General features: G+C 34.4%; 3 protein-coding genes. 2 read left to right on the top strand and 1 reads right to left on the bottom strand.

The window, feature by feature from the left end; all coding sequences use genetic code 11:
* Positions 1-763 (top strand): hypothetical protein (locus tag F6K13_RS30640; RefSeq protein WP_287289498.1); only part of this gene is annotated, 763 nt, incomplete at its 5' end.
* A 114-nt stretch (positions 764-877) separates the two neighbouring features.
* Complete coding sequence (locus F6K13_RS30635; protein WP_287289495.1) at positions 878-1,309, top strand: hypothetical protein; 432 nt, start codon at positions 878-880, stop codon at positions 1,307-1,309.
* A 377-nt stretch (positions 1,310-1,686) separates the two neighbouring features.
* On the opposite strand, the gene F6K13_RS30630 is transcribed toward F6K13_RS30635, so the two are convergent.
* On the bottom strand, positions 1,687-2,003 hold a 317-nt coding region (locus F6K13_RS30630), incomplete at its 5' end, for a hypothetical protein (RefSeq protein ID WP_287289493.1).

Genomic DNA, 2,003 nt, shown 5'->3' with positions numbered 1-2,003 from the left:
GAAAAAAGTTTACGAGGATTTACTAATAAATTTGAAATATTTAACTGATCTTAATGGTAGTCAAGAAGGAATGAAAACAAGGCATATTCTTTATGAATATCAAGATGAGTGGTTAAAGTTACGGTCAAAACCAGACCGTGAAAGATGGGTTATTAGAATCCTACATGAAACTCCGCGCCAAACAATAATTTCTACTTTATGCCGATTTTATACTAACGGTACTAACCTTTACATTGGAATAGACTCTTATTTTATTGGTAGGTTAAAAATTTGGAGCCTTGTATTTCATACAGTGCTACTATTTTTTTTCGGTCTGTGGTTTTTGATAGGGATTATTACAAATATTGGGACAATATTTCTTGTGATAACTGATCCTATGTTAATAGCCAGTTTCTTTATGACTATTCTGTTTATGATTATTCCAGGACTTTATCTGTATTTGAGCTGGTTTCCCGTAGCAAAAGCTATGCTTGATGGAGAAAGCTTTATGGCAGCACTAAAACATAGGTTTAACGATAATCAATTTCAAAATATGTTTGATGAAGATGATGTATTAACTTATCTAAAATCGTTATTACCATTTATTTTGCAACGGCTAAAAGTAGTACTGAAGGAATATGGTATAGAAGATCAGGATGTTTACAAAAAACTTGATGGCATAATTGCTGGTATTGAGAATCAGCAAATAAGTTTTAATAATTCAGGGGTCATGTTTGGTGTACAATTTGGAAACAATAATAGTCAAAAAAATAAGCTAAATTAGAGGAGTAACAAACTACTTATGTCTGATACATTTAACAACCTAGGCACAATAAAAGGATTTCAGAAAGGTAATAACAATACACAAGAAAACAATTTCACGGAGGAGACTAAAAATATGAACAATAGCACTGATAAAAGCAACCAATTCACCATGAGTGACATAAAAGATAGCAACATTAGCGGAGTTGCTGGAGGTGACTTTAGTGGCAATGTCACTCAAACAATCACCCAACTTAAAGAGTCAACTCAACCTGAGGATGCCAAAATGGGTGATTTACTCGAAAAATTACAAACTGTTATTGAAGATAACGATTCGGGCTTAAGCGAAAGGGATAAAACTAAAGCCCTAAAGCACCTGAATGCTATTGCTAAATTAGCTAAAGATCGCAACAATAGTAATCTCAAAGATTTAGCCGAAAATGCCCTAGATGCTCTGCCAACTATTCTCAAGCGAGGCACAGGCTTACTTAAATTGATTGAGTCTCAACTTGGTCAAAATCTCGATCAGATTATGGGCACAATTCAAGAGATGTTGGCGCAAGACTGACACGCCTAAAAATGTAGGTTGGGTTGAACGGCAGTGAAACCCAATAAAACTTTGCTACTGTTGGGTTTCGGTTCCTCAACCCAACCTACACCTAGTAGGGTATGTTAGCGTTTGCGCAGTATTCCGCACCGAAAGCGTAACTGAGCGAAACATTTATTTGGGACAAGCGGTACATTTCATTAACGCACCCTACTATTGCGCAATAGTTTAATAACAGCAATTATTAATTATTGAGGTATCTTTTGAAATCCCATACCAACTTGAATAAAATGAGCATCTCCCGTTAAAACATATTCAATACCAAATTCTTTCATTACCAGCATTGAAGTCAAGTCAGTAAATGAAATTAGGGGTTTATCTACAAACTTAATCCTTAATTATTGTACTTTAAAAAAGCGCTCTTCCGTAATCCAAACCAGATTAAATTTTTCTACCTTAAACACCTCTATCAACAATTTCATAGACTGACCTGCAAGAGAAGGATGTAGTCGCTTTAAAAACAAGGTAAAAGTTTCATCTAAAACATAATCTGTTGTATAAAATCTCTGATTTTGAGAGGTAAAATGCCGATACAAATTTACAGCTTCCTGATGTTTTGACTTATTTTTATCGTGCAGAGTTAACCATCCCCATATATCTACAAATAGTTTTATTTGTGTTAGTCTACTACTGGAGTCTAACTCATTTTCTTCCA

Source organism: Okeania sp. SIO2B9 (assembly GCF_010672505.1).
In the GTDB taxonomy this organism is placed as follows: Bacteria; Cyanobacteriota; Cyanobacteriia; order Cyanobacteriales; family Microcoleaceae; genus Okeania; species Okeania hirsuta.
The sequence above is the reverse complement of the archived record's forward strand: the minus strand, read 5'-3'. Positions and strand labels throughout refer to the sequence as shown.